The organism is Streptomyces sp. GESEQ-4 (genome assembly GCF_017948455.1).
Classification (GTDB): Bacteria; Actinomycetota; Actinomycetes; order Streptomycetales; family Streptomycetaceae; genus Streptomyces.
In genome coordinates this window covers 187,520-205,658 of the sequence record NZ_JAFFSU010000009.1, presented here as the reverse complement: position 1 = coordinate 205,658, position 18,139 = coordinate 187,520, and the positions used below count along the sequence as shown (strand labels likewise).

The 18,139-nt window shown below is 70.5% G+C and carries 15 protein-coding genes; 12 read left to right on the top strand and 3 right to left on the bottom strand.

Annotated elements, in window-relative coordinates:
* The first annotated feature begins 145 nt into the window (after positions 1-145).
* The 7 genes from gap (at position 146) to pgi (ending at position 7,283) form a co-directional block, all read left to right on the top strand.
* A complete protein-coding gene (gene gap, locus KCH48_RS19720; protein WP_210575800.1) occupies positions 146-1,153 on the top strand; it encodes a type I glyceraldehyde-3-phosphate dehydrogenase in 1,008 nt (335 codons plus the stop codon).
* A gap of 123 nt (positions 1,154-1,276) precedes the next feature.
* Entirely contained in the window at positions 1,277-2,488 is a 1,212-nt protein-coding gene (pgk, locus tag KCH48_RS19715; RefSeq protein ID WP_210575797.1) for a phosphoglycerate kinase, read from the top strand.
* A 6-nt stretch (positions 2,489-2,494) separates the two neighbouring features.
* Positions 2,495-3,271: a triose-phosphate isomerase gene (gene tpiA, locus KCH48_RS19710; protein WP_210575794.1), complete on the top strand. Its 777-nt coding sequence runs from the start codon at positions 2,495-2,497 to the stop codon at positions 3,269-3,271.
* Positions 3,272-3,384: 113 nt separating this feature from the next.
* Entirely contained in the window at positions 3,385-3,615 is a 231-nt protein-coding gene (gene secG, locus KCH48_RS19705) for a preprotein translocase subunit SecG (RefSeq protein WP_210576005.1), read from the top strand.
* Positions 3,616-3,814: 199 nt separating this feature from the next.
* On the top strand, positions 3,815-4,150 hold the full coding sequence (locus KCH48_RS19700; RefSeq protein ID WP_003957010.1) for an RNA polymerase-binding protein RbpA: 336 nt from the start codon (positions 3,815-3,817) through the stop codon (positions 4,148-4,150).
* A gap of 133 nt (positions 4,151-4,283) precedes the next feature.
* Positions 4,284-5,552 (top strand): MFS transporter, encoded by a 1,269-nt coding sequence (locus KCH48_RS19695; RefSeq protein WP_374104694.1) that lies wholly within the window; start codon positions 4,284-4,286, stop codon positions 5,550-5,552.
* A gap of 75 nt (positions 5,553-5,627) precedes the next feature.
* The gene (gene pgi, locus KCH48_RS19690; RefSeq protein WP_210575791.1) at positions 5,628-7,283 is read left to right on the top strand and encodes a glucose-6-phosphate isomerase; all 1,656 of its coding nucleotides are present in this window, start codon (positions 5,628-5,630) and stop codon (positions 7,281-7,283) included.
* 65 nt (positions 7,284-7,348) lie between these two features.
* On the opposite strand, the gene KCH48_RS19685 is transcribed toward pgi, so the two are convergent.
* From KCH48_RS19685 to KCH48_RS19675, 3 genes are all read right to left on the bottom strand, one after another.
* Positions 7,349-9,631 carry an FtsX-like permease family protein gene (locus KCH48_RS19685; protein ID WP_210575789.1) on the bottom strand — a complete coding sequence of 761 codons (2,283 nt, stop codon included), beginning with the start codon at positions 9,629-9,631 and terminating at the stop codon, positions 7,349-7,351.
* 201 nt (positions 9,632-9,832) lie between these two features.
* Entirely contained in the window at positions 9,833-10,582 is a 750-nt protein-coding gene (locus tag KCH48_RS19680) for an ABC transporter ATP-binding protein (protein ID WP_210575787.1), read from the bottom strand.
* Positions 10,579-11,094, bottom strand: a complete 516-nt coding sequence (locus KCH48_RS19675) for a PadR family transcriptional regulator (RefSeq protein WP_210575785.1) — start codon at positions 11,092-11,094, stop codon at positions 10,579-10,581. The genes KCH48_RS19680 and KCH48_RS19675 overlap by 4 nt, the downstream gene beginning before the upstream one ends.
* A gap of 125 nt (positions 11,095-11,219) precedes the next feature.
* Between KCH48_RS19675 and KCH48_RS19670 the strand changes: the two genes are divergently transcribed.
* The 5 genes from KCH48_RS19670 to KCH48_RS19645 all read left to right on the top strand — a co-directional run bounded on the left by KCH48_RS19670 (position 11,220) and on the right by KCH48_RS19645 (position 18,103).
* Entirely contained in the window at positions 11,220-12,491 is a 1,272-nt protein-coding gene (locus KCH48_RS19670) for an ABC transporter substrate-binding protein (RefSeq protein WP_210575784.1), read from the top strand.
* 135 nt (positions 12,492-12,626) lie between these two features.
* A complete protein-coding gene (locus KCH48_RS42295; protein WP_246885541.1) occupies positions 12,627-14,564 on the top strand; it encodes a glycoside hydrolase family 13 protein in 1,938 nt (645 codons plus the stop codon).
* 13 nt (positions 14,565-14,577) lie between these two features.
* Entirely contained in the window at positions 14,578-15,903 is a 1,326-nt protein-coding gene (locus KCH48_RS19655) for an ABC transporter substrate-binding protein (RefSeq protein ID WP_210575783.1), read from the top strand.
* Between the two features lie 5 nt (positions 15,904-15,908).
* Positions 15,909-17,267 (top strand): ABC transporter permease subunit, encoded by a 1,359-nt coding sequence (locus KCH48_RS19650; RefSeq protein WP_210575782.1) that lies wholly within the window; start codon positions 15,909-15,911, stop codon positions 17,265-17,267.
* Complete coding sequence (locus KCH48_RS19645; protein WP_210575781.1) at positions 17,264-18,103, top strand: carbohydrate ABC transporter permease; 840 nt, start codon at positions 17,264-17,266, stop codon at positions 18,101-18,103. The genes KCH48_RS19650 and KCH48_RS19645 overlap by 4 nt, the downstream gene beginning before the upstream one ends.
* The last annotated feature ends 36 nt before the right edge of the window (positions 18,104-18,139 follow it).

Here is an 18,139-nt window from a genome sequence, read left to right as displayed (position 1 = left end):
ACTGGCGGGTACGGACCGCCCTGCCGTGTATGGGACATCTCGATGTCACCACCGAGGCCACAGGGAGGTAGGGTCGTAGGCGGTCGGGGACATCCCATACAGCTCGCCGGTCTCGAAACCGGCGTACCAACGAGGAGATCGGTTCGTGACGATCCGCGTAGGCATCAACGGCTTTGGCCGCATCGGTCGTAACTACTTCCGCGCGCTGCTGGAGCAGGGTGCAGACATCGAGATCGTGGCTGTCAACGACCTGGGTGACACCGCGACCACCGCTCACCTGCTGAAGTACGACACGATTCTGGGGCGCCTCAAGCAGGAGGTCACCCACACCGCCGACACGATCACCGTCGACGGCCACACGATCAAGGTGCTCTCCGAGCGCAACCCCGCCGACATCCCGTGGGGCGAGCTGGGCGTCGACATCGTCATCGAGTCGACCGGCATCTTCACCAAGAAGGACGACGCCGCGAAGCACATCGCGGGCGGTGCGAAGAAAGTCCTGATCTCGGCTCCGGCCAAGGACGAGGACATCACCGTCGTGATGGGCGTCAACCAGGACGAGTACGACCCGGCGAACCACCACGTCATCTCCAACGCCTCCTGCACCACCAACTGTGTGGCGCCGATGGCCAAGGTCCTCGACGAGAACTTCGGCATCGTCAAGGGTCTGATGACGACGGTGCACGCGTACACGAACGACCAGCGCATCCTGGACTTCCCGCACAAGGACCTGCGCCGCGCCCGGGCCGCCGCGGAGAACATCATCCCGACGACCACCGGTGCCGCCAAGGCCACCGCCCTGGTCCTGCCGCAGCTGAAGGGCAAGCTGGACGGCATCGCGATGCGTGTCCCGGTCCCGACCGGCTCGGCCACCGACCTCGTCGTGGAGCTGTCCCGCGAGGTCACCAAGGACGAGGTCAACGCCGCCTTCAAGAAGGCCTCCGAGGGCGAGCTGCAGGGCTACCTGACCTACACCGAGGACGAGATCGTCTCCTCGGACATCGTCAGCGACCCGTCGTCCTGCACCTTCGACTCCTCCCTGACCATGGTCCAGGAAGGCACGTCGGTGAAGATCCTCGGCTGGTACGACAACGAGTGGGGCTACTCCAACCGCCTCGTCGACCTCACGGTCTTCGTCGGCAACCAGCTCTGATCCACCGATCAGGCACCACGATGTGAACGCAGGGCTCGGGCAGCGCAGGGACGCGCCGTCCGAGCCCTGACTCACGTACAGATCAGCACTCTTGGACCACCAGCCCTCCCAGGAGCCCTCTTCATGAAGACGATCGACGAACTCCTCGCCGAAGGCGTGGCCGGCCGGCGGGTCTTCGTCCGCGCCGACCTGAACGTCCCGCTCGACAGCGGCACCATCACCGACGACGGCCGCATCCGCGCCGTGCTGCCCACCGTGAAGGCCCTCGCGGACGCGGGCGCCAAGGTCGTCGTCGCCTCGCACCTGGGCCGCCCCAAGGGCGCCCCGGACCCCGCCTTCTCCCTCGCCACCGCCGCCTCTCGCCTGGGTGAACTCCTGGGCCGGGGCGTGGCGTTCGCGACCGACACGGTCGGCGAATCCGCCAAGTCCGTGGTCGCGGGCCTCCACGACGGCGACGTCGCCGTCATCGAGAACCTGCGCTTCAACGCCGGCGAGACCGCCAAGGACGACGCCGAGCGCGGCGAGTTCGCCGACCGGCTGGCCGCCCTCGCGGACGTCTACGTCGGCGACGGCTTCGGCGCGGTCCACCGCAAGCACGCCTCCGTGTACGACCTCCCGGCCCGCCTGCCGCACTACGCCGGCTACCTCATCGCCACCGAGGTAGGTGTCCTGAAGAAGCTCACCGAGGACGTCCAGCGGCCCTACGTCGTCGCGCTGGGCGGTGCCAAGGTCTCCGACAAGCTCGCCGTCATCGACCAGCTGCTCGCCAAGGCCGACCGGCTGCTCATCGGCGGCGGCATGGCGTACACCTTCCTCAAGGCCAAGGGCTACGAGGTCGGCGTCTCCCTCCTCCAGGAGGACCAGATCCCGGCCGTCAAGGAGTACATCGAGCGTGCGGAGAAGAGCGGCGTCGAGCTGGTACTCCCCGTCGACGTGCTGACCGCCGCGGAGTTCCCGGACCTGAAGACCAAGGCGCCCGCGAACCCCACCACCGTCGCCGCGGACGCCATGCCCGCCGACCAGATGGGCCTGGACATCGGTCCGGAGTCCGGCAACCTGTACGCCTCGAAGCTCGCCGACGCCGCCACCGTCTTCTGGAACGGCCCCATGGGCGTCTTCGAGCACCCCGACTACGCCGAGGGCACCAAGTCGGTCGCCCAGGCACTCGTCGAGTCCAAGGGCTTCACCGTGGTCGGCGGCGGCGACTCCGCCGCCGCCGTCCGCATCCTGGGCTTCGACGAGACCGCATTCGGCCACATCTCGACCGGCGGCGGCGCCTCCCTCGAATACCTCGAGGGCAAGACGCTCCCCGGCCTCGCCGCACTGGAGGACTGACCCCGTATGACCACTCGTACGCCGATCATGGCGGGCAACTGGAAGATGAACCTCAACCACCTCGAAGCCATCGCGCACGTCCAGAAACTCGCCTTCGCCCTGGCCGACAAGGACTACGAGGCCGTCGAGGTCGCCGTCCTGCCGCCCTTCACCGACCTGCGCTCCGTGCAGACCCTGGTCGACGGCGACAAGCTCAAGATCAGGTACGGCGCCCAGGACATCTCGGCGCACGACTCCGGTGCCTACACCGGCGAGATCTCCGGCCCGATGCTGGCCAAGCTGAAGTGCACGTACGTGGCGATCGGCCACAGCGAGCGCCGGCAGTACCACGCCGAGACCGACGAGCTCGTGAACGCCAAGGTCAAGGCCGCCTACAAGCACGGCCTGACGCCGATCCTGTGCGTCGGCGAGGAGCTGGAGGTGCGCGAGGCGGGCAACCACGTCACGCACACGCTCGCCCAGGTCGAGGGCGGCCTCAAGGACCTCTCCGCCGAGCAGGCCGAGTCCGTCGTCATCGCCTACGAGCCCGTCTGGGCCATCGGCACCGGCAAGGTCTGCGGCGCCGAGGACGCCCAGGAAGTCTGCGCCGCCATCCGCGGCAAGCTCGCCGAGCTGTACACCCAGGAGCTGGCCGACCAGGTCCGCATCCAGTACGGCGGCTCCGTCAAGTCGGGCAACGTCGCCGAGATCATGGCCCAGGCCGACATCGACGGCGCCCTGGTCGGCGGCGCCTCGCTGGACGCCGACGAGTTCGTCAAGATCGTGCGCTTCCGCGACCAGTGATTATCCAGTGAGTATGCGGTAGCGGCGGAACGTCGTACTCTTGCGGGGGCACAGCCCGGTGGCTGTGCCCCTGTCGTCCATCCAGATCCGAGGAAGTTGGTCCAGCCGTGGTTATGGGGTTTTCGATCGCCCTGATCGTGTTCAGCGGTCTGCTGATGCTGCTGGTGCTGATGCACAAGGGCAAGGGCGGTGGCCTCTCCGACATGTTCGGTGGCGGCATGCAGTCGTCCGTCGGAGGCTCCTCGGTCGCCGAGCGCAACCTCGACCGCATCACCTTGGTGGTCGGGCTGCTCTGGTTCGCGTGCATCGTTGTTCTCGGCCTTCTGATGAAGGTGAACAACTGATCGGCACGCACATTCCGTACGTAAGGCCCCATGTTCGGTACGCGCAGCTGAGCGCGGCCTATCATGGGGCTTGCGTCTAGGTGTGGGGGCTGTAACTCCAATCACTGGACGCGCGTTGGGCCTTACGTAGACTGAGGCGCTCGCAACGAAGCGAAACGCCGACTCGCTTCGCGGCACCATCACGCAGGGAGTTACGACCGTGGCAAGTGGCAACGCGATCCGAGGAAGCCGGGTCGGGGCGGGGCCGATGGGCGAGGCCGAGCGGGGCGAGTCCGCGCCCCGGCTGCGCATCTCCTTCTGGTGCTCCAACGGGCACGAGACGCAGCCCAGCTTCGCCAGCGACGCGCAGGTCCCCGACACCTGGGACTGCCCGCGCTGCGGCTTCCCCGCAGGACAGGACCGGGACAACCCGCCGGACCCGCCGCGCACCGAGCCGTACAAGACGCACCTCGCGTATGTACGGGAGCGGCGCAGCGACGCGGACGGCGAGGCGATCCTCGCCGAGGCACTCGCCAAACTGCGGGGCGAAATCTAGGAGTTGAGAACCGGCCGGGTACCGAGAGGAGCCCGGCCGGAGCTGTTTGCGGGACGCCGGGCCCCCGCTCCCGGGCCGATTGTCAGTGGTGCCCTCTACGGTTTGTGCATCGGGCGAATCGTGAGGGGGAGTCGTGGCGACGGTCATGACGGGGGACGGGTGTGCGCCGGCGTGGCGTGGGGGGTTCGGGCGGCTGTGGAGTGCCGCCGTGCTCTCCAGTTTCGGTGACGCGCTGCGTACGGCCGCACTGCCGCTGCTCGCCGCGACGCTGACCGACCGGCCGATGCTGATCGCCGCGGTAACCGCGTGTGGCTATCTGCCCTGGATCGTCTTCGGGTTGCTGGGTGGCGCCGTCGCCGACCGCGTGGACCAGCGGCGCGCGATGTGGATGGTCGATGCGGTACGAGGGCTGCTGGTTGCTTCCTTCGCGGTGGCCGTGGCTCTCGGACACGCCTCGATCGCCCTGCTGATCGCGCTGGCCTTCGCTCTGACCACCCTCCAGACCCTCTTCGACAACGCGTCGACGGCTCTGCTGCCCGCTCTGGTGGACCGCGCGGCACTCGGCAGCGCGAACGCGCGCCTGATGACCGGGCAGCGTCTCGCGGGCGGTCTGCTGGGCGCGCCGGTCGTGCCCCTGCTGATCGCGGCCGGAGCGGCGGTGCCCTTCGCGGCCGACGCGGTCACCTATCTGGTGGCGGCCGCGCTGGTCGCCACCCTGCGGACCGCCCCGCCCGAGCGGAAACCCAGACCGGCGGGCAGCACCCTGCGCCGGGAGATCGCGGAAGGGCTGCGCACCCTGGGGCGGGACCGGGCCCTGCGCGGCCTGTGCGCCGCCACCGCCCTGTGCAACATCGGCATGGGCGCCCTCATCGCCACGCTGGTGCTCCTGGTAACGGGCTGGCTGGACGCGGGCACCACGGGATACGCGGTGGCCATGACGGCGTACACGGTCGGCAGCCTGGCCGGCGGAGTGGCCGGGGGACCGTTGATCGCCCGGCTGGGGCGGGTCCGCGGGGTGCTGCTCGCCGGCACAGTGCAGATCGGCGCGCTTGTGGTGATGGGCTCGGTGCGCAGCCTCGTCGGGCTGGCCGCGGCGCTGGCCGTGTTCGGGTTCATGGGCATGGTGTGGAACGTCAACACCACGACCCTGATGCAAGAGCGCAGCCCCGCCGAACTGCTGGGCCGGGTCAGCTCCGCCTTCCGCACCGTCGGGGTCGCCGGGGCACCGCTGGGCGCCCTGCTCGGCGGAGCCGTCGCCGCCACCTGGGGACTGAACACCCCCGCCCTGCTCGCGGCCGCCTTCTTCGTCCTGTCCGTCACCGCGCTGATACCCGCGCTCAAGGTGAACGTACTTGTTGTTGCACCGCACGACGACACCACGACAGCTCACGTCCCGCGCTGATCAATTAGGTTGGACCGGCAGCGGGGCAAGGTACGCACGCAGCACGAGCAGGCAGGAAGAAGGCTGAAGTCCGACATGAACGCAGACGGCCGTACCCGGCTCAACCAGACGCCCGAGTGGACCGCGCTGGCCAAGCACCGCGAGGAACTCGGCGAGGTGCAACTGCGCGAGCTGTTCGCCGCCGATCCCGGCCGCGGCTCCGGCTACACGCTCCAGGTCGGCGACCTGTATGTCGACTACTCCAAGCACCTCGTCACCGACGAGACGCTGCGGCTGCTGCGTGAGCTGGCCGCCGCCACGGATGTGTTCGGCCTCCGGGACGCCATGTTCCGCGGTGACCGCATCAACATCACCGAGGACCGCGCCGTGCTGCACACCGCGCTGCGCGCGCGGCGGGACGCGGTGATCGAGGTCGACGGGGAGAACGTGGTCCCCGCAGTGCACGCCGTCCTCGACAGGATGGCCGACTTTGCCGAGCGGGTCCGTTCCGGCGCCTGGACAGGCCACACCGGCAAGCGCATCAAGAACGTGGTCAACATCGGCATCGGCGGCTCCGACCTCGGCCCGGCGATGGCGTACGAGGTGCTGCGCAGCTACACCGACCGCGACCTGACGGTCCGCTTCGTGTCGAACGTGGACGGGGCCGACCTGCACGAGGCCATCCGTGACCTGGACGCCGCGGAGACGCTGTTCGTCATCGCCTCCAAGACGTTCACCACGATCGAGACGATCACCAACGCGACCTCGGCCCGCAACTGGCTGCTGGGTGAGCTGAAGGCCGGTCAGGAAGCCGTCGCCCAGCACTTCGTGGCGCTGTCGACCAACGCCGAGAAGGTCTCCGGCTTCGGTATCGACACGGCCAACATGTTCGAGTTCTGGGACTGGGTCGGCGGACGCTACTCGTACGACTCGGCGATCGGCCTGTCCCTGATGATCGCCATCGGGCCGGACCGGTTCCGGGAGATGCTCGACGGGTTCCGGATCGTCGACGAGCACTTCCGGAGCGCGGCCGCCGACGCCAACGTGCCGCTGCTGCTGGGCCTGTTGGGCATCTGGTACGGCAACTTCCACGACGCCCAGTCGCATGCGGTGCTGCCCTACAGCCACTACCTGTCCAAGTTCACCGCCTACTTGCAGCAGCTGGACATGGAGTCCAACGGCAAGTACGTCGGGCGGGACGGTCTTCCGGTGGAGTGGCAGACCGGGCCGGTCGTCTGGGGCACGCCCGGCACCAACGGGCAGCACGCCTACTACCAGCTGATCCACCAGGGCACGAAGCTGATCCCGGCCGACTTCATCGGCTTCGCCGAGCCGGTCGCCGAGCTGAGTGACGAACTGGGCGCGCAGCACGACCTGTTGATGGCGAACTTCTTCGCCCAGACGCAGGCCCTGGCCTTCGGCAAGACGCCTCAGGAGGTGCGTGCGGAGGGTGTGCCCGAGGAGCTGGTGGCGCACAAGACGTTCCTGGGCAACCACCCGACGACCACCATCCTCGCGCGCGAGCTGACCCCGTCGGTGCTCGGCCAGCTGATCGCGCTGTATGAGCACAAGGTGTTCGTGCAGGGTGCCGTCTGGAACATCGACTCCTTCGACCAGTGGGGCGTCGAACTCGGCAAGGTCCTCGCCAAGCGCGTCGAGCCCGCACTGACCGAGGGCGCGGACGTGCCGGGCCTGGACGCGTCCAGCAAGGCACTGGTCGCCAAGTACCGGGAGCTGCGCGGCCGGCAGTGACCGCGACGCGGGAAGCGGACGGTGCGCGGCCGTCCGCTTCCGCCGAGACGGCTGCCGCCGCGGCCCTACGCCACGGCACTCAGAGTGTCGGCGAGTCGGCGGCCGGCCGCGCGGGCCGCGGGCAGGGCGGCGAGAGCGGCGGCGCCCACCACGGCGGCCGCGCCGAACAGCACCAGGAGTAGGGGCGACGGACCCTGGGCTATCCCGGCGCCGATGCCGCTGGATCTGCCCTGGGCGTCGATGAGCCAGTGCGCGAGGGGCAGCCCCAGCGCCGTGCCGAGCAGGACCGCGGCCAGGGCGGTGCAGGCGGTGGCCGTGACGGTGACGGCGGTGATCTGCCGCGGGGTAAGGCCGACGGCCTTGAGCGCCAGCAGATCCCGTTCACCCTCGCGGACGGAACCGCCGATCACGGTCAGCAGTTCGACGATCCCGATCAGCGCGAGCACGCCGATCAGCGCGAGCACGACTCCGCGCAGCGATGACAGTCCGTCCGCCGGATTCGGCACGGCGTGCACGTCCAGGTGCCCGCGCGTGGCCGTGGCCAGGTCGCCCGCGACCTCACGGGGGGCGGCGCCCGGCTGGAGGCGCAGCTGGTAGAGGGTGGGGCGCAGCCCGGGGTCGTTCTCACGGAGGGTGTCGAGCGAGGTGGAGATGACCCGGCCGGCGTTGTCCGGCTCGATGCTGCGGCCCACGATGTGCAGGATCTGCGGTTGGTCGCCCACGGTCATCCGCACCCAGTCCCCGACCCGCACGTCCAGCAGATCGAGCAGTCCCTGCCCGGCCACCGCCTCGTCCCGGCCGTGCGCCGGTCGGCCCTCGGCCAGGGCGTACGGGTAGGGGTCCTGGCGGGTGCCGAGACCACGCAGGGCGATCGTGGCCGTCTGGCCCGGCACGAGGGCCGCCACCTCGACGCCCGGGTGGGCGGCGGCGATCCGCGGGTCGCGGTCGAGGAGGGCCCGGACGTCACGGTCGCCGACCTCGCCGTCGGGGCGGACGGTGAGCGCGGCGGCGAGGCCGACCTGGTCGGGCCTGCTGTGGAAGCGGTCGATGGTGGTCCAGGCGCTCATCGCCACCACGATCAGCAGCAGGGGCAGCGCGAGGCGGGCGACGGTGGCCGGCGTGCGTGGCCGGCGGGGGAACGCCTTGTGCCAGCCGAGGACCAGGGCCGGCGGCAGCCGCAGCCCGAGCGCCCCGCGCGCCAGACCCGACAGCCGGCCGGCTGCCGGCGCGGCGGTCCGCGGCACGGGCACCGGGGACACACGTCCCGCTCGCCAGGCCGCGAGCCCGGTGGTCGCGGCGATGAACAGCACGACGCCCACCGGTATCGCGAGCAGCGCGGCGGTGTGCCCCGGCAGCCCCTGCCACACGCCGACCGCGTCACCGAGCCGGCCCGGGATCCGGGCTCCCAGCGCCTGGGTGAGCGCCGCCGCGGTCACCGCGCCGAGCAGGGCGTAGGCGACGTGCTGCAGCAGGAAGACGCGGACGACCTGGCCGGGCGTGAAGCCGATCGCCTTCAGTACCGAGATGTCGCGCAGATGGCCCCGGATGCGAGTGCCGATCGCACCGTGCACGGCGAGTCCGGCGGCGAGCAGTGCGCCGAGTCCGAACAGACCGAGCACCTGGCCCAGGAGCCGGGTGTCGCCCTGTGCCTCGGACCGGGCCTGCTGCCAGGTGGTGACCTCGCTGACCGCGCCGGCGCCGAGCACGGTGACGGCGCGCTGGACGGCGTAGTCCGTTTCGTCCGGGTCCGCCAGGCGCAGTCCGGTCACCTCGCCGTCCGGGGCGCGCACGGCGGACGGCAGCGCCCATACGAGTCCGGCGCGCTCGCCGGGGCGGTAGCGCGGCTCGGCGCTGTCGGCGATCCCGGCGACGGTCAGGGTGCGTGCGGTGCCGGGCAGGGCGAGGACGTCGCCGGGCTCGGCGAGCAGGGCGCGGGCCAGGCGGCTCTCCAGCACCACGCCGTCGGGGTGTGCGCCGTCCAGCCAGCGGCCGGAGGTGAGGAGCGGGCGCCCGATGGCGGGCCGGGCGGCCGTGCCGCGCAGCTCGACGGAGGCGCGCACACCGCGGGAGGCGAGGGTGGCCGACTCGGTCGGGTAGGGGCCGGCGACGGACTCGACGCCGTCCAGCGCCGCGAGCTCGCGTGCGTCGGCGGAGGGGCCGGTGTGGATCCACACGTGCGCGTCCCGCGACTGTGCGAACACGCGCTGCCAGGGGTTGGTTGCGTAGCCGAAGAGCGCCGTCGCAAGCAGCAGTGAGACGACGACTCCGGCGGTGGCGAGCACGATGAACAGCGCCTCGCCGCGGTGTGTGCGCAGATCGGAATGCACCCAGCGCAGGGTTGCTCGCATGGGCCTCAGCCTCTCGAGCCGGGTGCGGCGGGGCGGCTGAGCCGAGGGTTCCGCGGGGCCGATCGTCTCCCCCCCGGGGCGGCTGCGGTGGGGCCGGCGTATTCGCAGGACCGCCTGCCCCCGCTCGCGTGCGCCTGGGCGGGCCGGCGCCAGTGCGCCGTACACCGCTTCCTCGTACACCGGATCGTCGTACACCGCGGGTCAGTCCTTCAGTTCCAGCACCCCGGACGTGCCGATCCGGCGCGATGGTGTGCCGGTCAGTTGCGCGTCGTCCGCGATCCGTCCGTCGAAGAAGCTGATGACCCGGTCCGCGGCGCTGGCCAGCCGGGCGTCGTGGGTGACCAGCACGATCGTCTGGCCGCGCTGGTGGAAGCGGGAGAGCAGCCGCATGACCTCGCGGGTGCCCCGGCTGTCCAGGCTGCCCGCGGGTTCGTCGGCCAGCAGCAGCGGGGGGTGGTTGACCAGAGCGCGGGCCAGCGCGACCCGCTGCTGCTCACCGCCGGACAGCTCGCCCGGCATGCTGCGCTCCTTGCCGGCCAGACCCAGCTCGTCCAGCAGCGCCTCCCGCTCGGCGCGCGCACGCTTCGGTGGCGTCCCGGCGAGGAGCGCGGGCAGCTCGACGTTGTCCGCGACGGAGAGGTTGGAGACCAGGTTGAAGAACTGGAAGACGATCCCGATGCGACGGCGCCGCGCCACGGCCCAGCGTGCCTCGGTGTAGGAGTCCGTGCACTCGCCGTCCAGCCAGATGCTGCCGCCGTCCGGCCGTTGCAGCCCTCCGAGCAGATGCAGCAGTGTCGACTTGCCGGCGCCGGACGGGCCGGTGACGGCCACGAACTCGCCGCGCGTCACACACAGATCGACCCCGCGTACGGCATGTGCCGGGGCACCCTCGCCGTGGTGCGTCTTGACCAGGCCCTCGGCGCGCAGCAGAGGAGTGGGGCTCTCGCTCACTCCGACTCCTCCAGTTCCTCCTGGCAGCGTTCCAACCAGTCGAGGTCGGCCTGCAGATGCAGCATCGCGCCCTCGATCAGCAGGTGGGCGACACGGTTGTCCCGGTCCTCGGTGGCGGCCAGCTTCGACAGGCTGCGCATGGTGTTCAGATACTGGCGCCGCTGTTTGTTGATCAGCGCGATCTGGTCGGCCAGACCGGTCTGCGGGGCGAGCACGAGCTTCATGAAGAACTCGTCCCGTACCCGGGGCTCGTCCGCCGTCTCCTCGTACCAGGCGTGCAGCGCCTCGCGCCCGGCGTCGGTGAGGTGGTAGATCTTCTTGTTCGGCCGGCTCGACTGCTCGACCTCTTCGCCTTCGATCAGTCCCGTCTTCTCGAGGCGGCCGAGGGTGACGTAGATCTGGCCGATGTTCGGCTGAGGGTACGCGGAGCCCAGCAGTTGCTCAAGGTCCTGCTTGAGCTCGTAGCCGTGGGCCGGACCGCGCGCGAGGAGTGCCAGGAGCGGCAGGCGCACTCGTCCCTCTCCTCCTCGCGTCCTTGTAATGTGCTGCAGACCCTAGTATCGCCCATACCTAACAGGTATACATGGCCTCTGACTCCGGGCGAAGGGGCCCGGCGCCGGTGCGCAGGGAGGAACCTATGCGGTGGATACACGCCGCCGGTAGGGGCCTTCTCGTCCTCGTCGTGATCTTGACGGGGTATGTGGCCTCGGGCGCACGGGCCGACGAGCCGGCCGCGGGCGACCGGGGGCCCTTGACCCTCGCCACCGCCGGAGACCTCACCGGATACCTCGGCCCTCTGCTGGCGGGATGGAACCGCACCCATCCCGACGAGAAGGTGACGCTCGTCGAGCTGCCGGACTCGGCCGACGAGACCCGCGCGCAGATGATCACCGACCTGCGCGGCGGCGACCGCGGTCGCTTCGACGTCCTCAACATCGACGTCGCCTGGACCTCCGAGTTCGCGGCGGCCGGCTGGATCCGCCCGCTGGAACACGACCGCTTCCCGCTCAGTTCCTTCCTGCCCCCGGTCGTCGACACGGCGACCTACGACGGGCGGCTGTACGCCGTCCCGTACGTCACCAACGCAGGGCTGCTGCTCTACCGCAAGGACGTCCTCGCGAGAGAGGGTCTGCCGCCGCCGCGCACCTGGACCGAGCTGGAACGGGTCGCGAAGACCGTCGCCCCGAAGTACGGACTCGACGGCTACGCCGGCCAGTTCCTGCCGTACGAGGGTCTGACCGTCAACGCGGCCGAGGCCGTGTACTCGGCCGGGGGCACGATCCTGGGCGACGAGGGCGAACGCGTCACCGTGAACTCGAGCGCGGCCCGCGAGGGCATCGGGTTCCTCGCTCGCGGGGTGCGCGAGGGCTGGATTCCGCGGCGGGCGCTGACCTTCAAGGAGGAGGAGTCCAAGCAGGCCTTCCTCGACGGCCGTCTGCTGTTCCTGCGCAACTGGCCGTACGCCTACGCCGCCGCGTCCGCCGCGGGATCCCCGCTGGCCGGGAAGGTCGGGGCCGTGCCCCTGCCCGGTCCCGACGGGCCGGGGGCGAGCGTGCTCGGTGGCTCCAACCTGGCCGTCAGCACCCATGCGCGGCACCCCGACACGGCCGCGCGCCTGCTCGCGTACCTCACCAGTGAGCCCGTCCAGCGCCAGGTCCTCACGCACGGGGCGCTGCCGCCGGTGCGCGCGCATCTCTACGACGATCCCGCGCTCGTCCGGCGCTTTCCCTATCTGCCGATCCTGCGCGAGAGCGTGCTCACCGCCGCTCCGCGCCCCAAGAGCCCGCGCTATGGCCAGGTCAGCCTGGCGGTGCAGGCTGCCGTGCAGGACGCGATGACCGGGCGTGAGACGCCTGGGGACGCGGTGCGGCGGATGGCGCGCGAGCTGGCGGTCATCTCCAGTCGCTAGTTACTTGTTAGGTAACGGCGTCGTCTCATCTGGCGACTAGATGCCCCCATGTGTCCTTATTTGGTGAGCCAACTCGCCAGTATCCTTTGTTTCTTTCATTGACACCTCCGCGATACGCCTATCTAACATGCATGCATGTTGAGTAAGTACCGCCGCTGGTGGCGTGACGCGGTGATCTACCAGGTGTACGTCCGCAGCTTCCTGGACAGCACCGGTGACGGCATCGGCGATCTCGCGGGCGTCCGGGCCGGACTGCCGTATCTGAAGAAGCTCGGCGTCGACGGGATCTGGCTGAGCCCCTTCTACCCGTCGCCCCAGCACGACCACGGCTACGACGTCGCCGACTACTGCGATGTCGACCCGCTCTTCGGCGACCTCGCCGAGTTCGACCTGTTGATGGCGACGGCCCGGCGGCTCGGCATCAGGGTGCTGCTCGACATCGTCCCCAACCACTGCTCCAGCGAGCACCCGTGGTTCCGTGAGGCACTCGCCGCCGGACCCGGCAGCGCGGCCCGCGCCCGCTTCCACTTCGCCGACGGCCGTGGACCCGACGGCGCCGAACCGCCCAACAACTGGCACTCCATGTTCGGCGGCCCGGCCTGGACCCGCGTCACCGAGGCGGACGGGCGGCCCGGCCAGTGGTACCTGCACATGTTCGCGCCCGAGCAGCCCGACTGGAACTGGCGCAACCCCGAGACCGGCGCGGAGTTCGACCGGATCCTCCGCTTCTGGCTGGACCGGGGGATCGACGGCTTCCGTATCGACGTGGCGGCCGGTCTCTTCAAGCACCCGGAGCTGCCCGACTCGGACGACCCGGAGGCCGACGCCCGCACCCGCGACTCGGTCAACCCGCTCGCCTGGAACCAGCCCGAGGTGCACGACGTGTGGCGGCACTGGCGGGCCGTGTGCGAGGAATACGCCGCCCGCGACGGCCGCGAGCGGCTGCTGGTCGGCGAGGTGTCCGTCCCGACGGCCCGTGAGCACGCCGAGTACGTCCGCTCCGACGAGCTCCACCAGGCCTTCTTCTTCGACCTGCTCAGCGCCCCGTGGGAGGCCGGCGCCTTCCGCAAGGTCATCTCCGAGGCGATGCAGGACATAGCCGGCACGGGTTCGACGGTCACCTGGGTCCTGAACAACCACGACCAGGTCCGCACCGTCACCCGCTACGGCGAACCGGCCACCGAGGGCAGCGGACCAGGGCCTGTGTCGGAAGTGGCGCCTGCCGCGCGGCGCCCGGCACGCGCCCCCATCCTCGAACCGGCTTCGCACGGCTCGGACGGGGGGACCCCCTTCGCCGCACCGGGCGAAAGCCCAAGTACGTCCGGTCCATCGACGGGGCCTTCCGCCCGGCACGCCGAGAGCACGCTCCCCCACCCTCGAACCGAGCTTCGCCCGGCTCGGGCGGGAGGTACCCCCACGACGCCGCCCGGCCCGCCCTCCGGGCGGACGACGCCACTTCCGACGCAGGCCCTGGGCGCCGCCCGCGCCCGTGCCGCCGCGCTGCTGATGCTGGCGTTGCCCGGAGCCGCGTACATCTATCAGGGGGAGGAGCTGGGGCTGCCCGAGGTCGTCGATCTGCCCGACGACGTGCTCACCGACCCGATCTTCCGGCGGACCGGCAGTCGGGCCCGGATCCGTGACGGCTGCCGGGTGCCGCTGCCCTGGTCGGGGCAGGCGTCGCCGTTCGGCTTCACCTCCGGGGTGGAGGGCGCCAAGCCGTGGCTGCCGCAGCCGGAGTGGTTCGCCGAGCACGCCACCGACCGGGCCCTCGCCGACACCCGCTCCTTCTGGCACCTGTACCGCGACGGCCTCCAACTGCGCGCGTCCCTGCCCCAGTTGGGCGAGGGAACGCTGCGCTGGCTGGACACCCCGCCGGGCGTCCTCGCGTTCGCCCGCGGCGACGACCTGGTCTGCGCCGTCAACTTCACCACCGCACCCGTGCCCGCGCCGGTCTCCGGCACCCCGCTGCTGTCCAGCGGGCCCTGCCCGGCCGCCGGGGTGCTGCCCGGCTCGACGACCGCCTGGTGGATCAGTGACCTCCCGGCAGTTCCCCATCCTCTCCCCACCCTCTGAAGGGACATCAACGATGATGCGACGACGTACCCCCCTGCTCACCGGCTGCATCGGCCTCGTACTGGCGCTCGGCGCCACCGCCTGTGGCGGCGGCCCGGTCACGGCGGGCGGCGGCGACAAGGCGCTCGGCGGCCAGACGGTCACCGTGGCCGGTGTCTGGTCCGGCAGTGAGCAGGAGAACTTCCAGAAGGTGCTCGACGCCTTCGGCGAGAAGACCGGCGCGAAGACCCAGTTCGTGTCCACCGGGGACAACGTCTCCACCGTCGTCGGCAGCAAGATCGAGGGCGGCAACGCCCCCGACGTCGTGATGGTCCCGCAGGTCGGCGTACTCCAGCAGTTCGCGAAGGAGGGCTGGCTCAAGCCGCTGTCCAAGACCACCCAGGAGTCCGTCGGCGCCAACTACGCCGATGTCTGGAAGACGTACGGCAGCGTCGACGGCACGCTGTACGGCCTGTACTTCAAGGCCGCCCACAAGTCGACCGTCTGGTACAGCCCCGACGCCCTCGCCCAGGCCGGCGTCGAGCCGCCGAAGACGTACGACGAGATGCTGAAGGCCGGGCAGACCGTCTCCGACTCCGGTCTTGCCGCGTTCTCGGTCGCAGGCCAGGACGGCTGGACGCTCACCGACTGGTTCGAGAACGTCTATCTGTCCCAGGCCGGACCCGAGAAGTACGACGCCCTGGCCGCCCACGAGCTGAAGTGGACGGACGCCAGTGTGGTCGAGGCGCTCACCACGCTCGGCACGCTGTTCAAGGACAAGCAGCTGGTCGCGGGCGGGCAGAAGGGGGCCCTCAACACGGACTTCCCGGGCTCGGTGGAGAAGGTGTTCGGGCCGAAGCCCGAGGCCGGCATGGTCTACGAGGGCGACTTCGTCGCCGGGGTGGCCAAGGACCAGTTCGGCAAGAGCATCGGCGAGGACGCGAACTTCTTCCCGTTCCCGGCGGTCGAAGGCGGCACCGCGCCCGTCGTCAGCGGCGGCGACGCGGCCGTCGTCCTCAAGGACGGCAAGAACGCCGAAGCGGGCATGAAGCTCCTGGAATACCTCGCGACCCCCGAAGCGGCGGCGGTGTGGGCCGAGGCAGGCGGCTTCCTCTCCCCGAACAAGGGGCTCGACCTCGCCTCCTACGGCGACGCTGTCACCCGGGCCACCGCGAAGTCCCTGGTCGGCGCGGGCGACTCGGTCCGCTTCGACATGTCCGACCAGGCGCCGGCCGCGTTCGGCGGCACCAAGGGCGCCGGCGAGTGGAAGATCCTGCAGGACTTCCTGCGCGACCCCTCGGACCCGAAGGCGACCGCGGCCGAGCTGGAGAAGGCGGCGGCCAAGGCGTACGGGAACTGACCGCCATGACCGCGACCCTCGTGAAAGAGACGAGCCCTCCGCTTGCCGCCGGTGCCGGACGCGTCCGGCGCTCGCGGCGGCGGGGGCGGATCGTCGCCCTGCTGTTCGTCTTCCCCGCCCTGCTCCTGCTCGGCGCCCTCGTCGTCTACCCGGTGCTGTTCTCCGTCGGCCGCAGCTTCTTCGACGCGTCCGGGACACAGTTCGTCGGCGGCGACAACTACACCGAGATGTTCCGCGACCCGGCGACCCTCAAGGCCGTACGCAACACCGCGATCTGGGTCGTCGTGGCGCCGACGCTGCTGACCGGGCTGGGGCTGATCCTGGCCGTCCTGGTGGAGAAGGTCCGCTGGGCGACGGCGTTCAAACTGCTGCTGTTCATGCCGATGGCGGTGTCCTTCCTCGCCGCCGGCATCATCTTCCGGCTCGCCTACGACGAGGATCCCGACAAGGGCGTGCTGAACGCCGCGGTCGTCGGCGTCCACGACGCCTTCCAGGGCACGTCGTCGTATCCGACGGCCCGGGCGCGCGACGGCCAGGGGATGGCCAAGGAGGCGAGCGGGGCGTACCGGACGACCGGGGACGTCTCGCCCGGGGACACGGTGGCGCTCGGCCTGGTCGGCGTGCTGCCCGGCGATGTGCCGGACGGCGCCGAGCCCGCGTACACGGCGGCCGGGCAGAAGGCCGCCAACAGTGAGCTGCGCGGAGTCGTGTACCTGGACTTCACGCCCGGCGGGGGAGGGGAACAGGGGCGCGTCGACCGGCGGGAGAGCGGGCTGCCGGAGATGACGGTCGAGGCGGTGCGCGACGGGAAGACGGTCGGTACGACGACCACCGCGTCCGACGGCTCCTTCCGCTTCGAGGGGCTGCGCGAGGGGTCGTACGCCGTGAAACTGCCCGCCTCGAACTTCGCCCCGCCCTACGACGGCGTCTCCTGGCTGGGGCCCGCGCTCGTGACGCCCGCGATCATCGGGGCGTATCTGTGGATCTGGACCGGCTTCGCGATGGTGCTGATCGGCGCGGGACTGTCGACACTGCCCCGGGACTCGCTGGAAGCGGCCCGGATGGACGGTGCGAACGAGTGGCAGATCTTCCGGAAGATCACCGTGCCGCTGCTCGCACCGGTGCTGACCGTGGTGTTCGTGACCCTGGTGATCAACGTGATGAAGGTCTTCGACCTCGTCTACATCATCGCGCCCGGACCGGTGCAGGAGGACGCGACCGTCCTGGCGACGCAGATGTGGCTGGTGTCCTTCGGCGGGGGCAACGACCAGGGACTCGGCAGCGCGCTCGGCGTCCTGCTCCTCCTCCTGGTGATCCCCGCAATGGTCTTCAACGTCCGCCGTTTCCGAAGGAGTCAGCGATGAACGCCGTCCGACGGGGCCTGGGCAACAGCCTGGTCCAGGCCCTCCTCGTGGTGCTGGGGCTGATCTGGCTCACCCCGCTGGCCGGGCTGTTCCTGTCCTCGCTGCGGTCCGCCGAGGACACGGCGACGGGCGGCTGGTGGACGGTGTTCACCAGCCCCGGCCAGCTGTCCTTCGACAACTACTCCGCCCTGCTGGAGAACGCCGGCATCACGCAGGCCTTCTGGAACACCGTGCTGATCTCGGTCCCGACCACGGCGCTGGTCGTCGTCATCGCGGCACTCGCCGGATACGCCTTCGCCTGGCTGGACTTCCCCGGCCGCGAGCCGCTCTTCCTGCTGGTGGTCGCGCTGTTGGTGGTGCCGGTGCAGATCGGCCTGCTGCCGGTGGCCAAACTCTTCGGCCAGCTGGGCCTGTTCGGCACGATCCCGGGCGTCGTGCTCTTCCATGTGGCCTACGGGCTGCCGTTCGCCGTGTTCCTGCTGCGCAACTACTTCGCCGAGATACCGAAGGAGATGCTGGAGGCGGCCCGGATGGACGGCGGCAGCGAGTGGCGCATCTTCCTCCGTCTCGTCCTGCCGGTCGGCCGCCCGGCCGTCGCCAGCCTGGCCATCTTCCAGTTCCTCTGGGTCTGGAACGACATGCTGGTCGCCCTGCTCTTCGCGGACAGCGCCTCCCAGCCGCTCACAGTGGAACTCCAGTCCCAGATACGGCAGTTCGGCAGCAACATCGACGTCCTGGCACCGGGCGCCTTTGTCTCCCTGATCGTGCCGGTCGTGGTGTTCTTCGCGTTCCAACGGCACTTCGTGCAGGGGGTGATGGCGGGGTCGGTCAAGTAGGGCCGGGTATGCGGAAGGCCCCAGGTGGATCCACCT

Excerpts from the sequence above, each read along its gene's own strand:
- secG (WP_210576005.1), top strand. The coding sequence starts at position 3,385 with ATGGGGTTTTCGATCGCCCTGATCGTGTTCAGCGGTCTGCTGATGCTG.
- pgi (WP_210575791.1), top strand. The coding sequence starts at position 5,628 with ATGAACGCAGACGGCCGTACCCGGCTCAACCAGACGCCCGAGTGGACC.
- KCH48_RS19655 (WP_210575783.1), top strand. The coding sequence starts at position 14,578 with ATGATGCGACGACGTACCCCCCTGCTCACCGGCTGCATCGGCCTCGTA.
- KCH48_RS19685 (WP_210575789.1), bottom strand. The coding sequence starts at position 9,631 with ATGCGAGCAACCCTGCGCTGGGTGCATTCCGATCTGCGCACACACCGC.
- pgk (WP_210575797.1), top strand. The coding sequence starts at position 1,277 with ATGAAGACGATCGACGAACTCCTCGCCGAAGGCGTGGCCGGCCGGCGG.
- tpiA (WP_210575794.1), top strand. The coding sequence starts at position 2,495 with ATGACCACTCGTACGCCGATCATGGCGGGCAACTGGAAGATGAACCTC.
- KCH48_RS19670 (WP_210575784.1), top strand. The coding sequence starts at position 11,220 with ATGCGGTGGATACACGCCGCCGGTAGGGGCCTTCTCGTCCTCGTCGTG.
- KCH48_RS42295 (WP_246885541.1), top strand. The coding sequence starts at position 12,627 with ATGTTGAGTAAGTACCGCCGCTGGTGGCGTGACGCGGTGATCTACCAG.
- KCH48_RS19645 (WP_210575781.1), top strand. The coding sequence starts at position 17,264 with ATGAACGCCGTCCGACGGGGCCTGGGCAACAGCCTGGTCCAGGCCCTC.
- KCH48_RS19650 (WP_210575782.1), top strand. The coding sequence starts at position 15,909 with ATGACCGCGACCCTCGTGAAAGAGACGAGCCCTCCGCTTGCCGCCGGT.